Origin of the sequence: Parvimonas sp. M20, assembly GCF_035282425.1 — a bacterium.
Lineage (GTDB): Bacteria > Bacillota > Clostridia > Tissierellales > Peptoniphilaceae > Parvimonas.
The window spans coordinates 1-264 of sequence record NZ_JAYKBQ010000198.1; the positions used below are offsets into that span (position 1 = coordinate 1).

Annotated in this window: 1 pseudogene; it reads left to right on the top strand. The window is 50.4% G+C overall.

The features are described 5' to 3' along the window. Positions 1-230 (top strand): annotated as a pseudogene (locus VJI93_RS08960) (hypothetical protein); the annotation flags it as partial. Positions 231-264 lie beyond the last annotated feature (34 nt).

Sequence of the window (264 nt, forward strand, 5' to 3'; positions counted from 1 at the left end):
CGCAATGCCTGGAAGAAGGGCATGATTTGTATTTGTATGAAGTCGGAAGAAAAGTCGCGCAATATCCGGTGATTGTTTCCGGGGATATGAATACGGAAGCGATCGTGCCGAAACTGATGTGGGCGCTGGGCAAAACGGACGATCCCGCTAAAGTGAAAAAGATCATCGAAACGCCGTTTGCTTATGATTTGTCACGGGATTGGGGGGGAAGCGCTCCGGAAAACGGCTGAAAGATTGCGGGAGGGGATGTCTGCAATCTTTGTG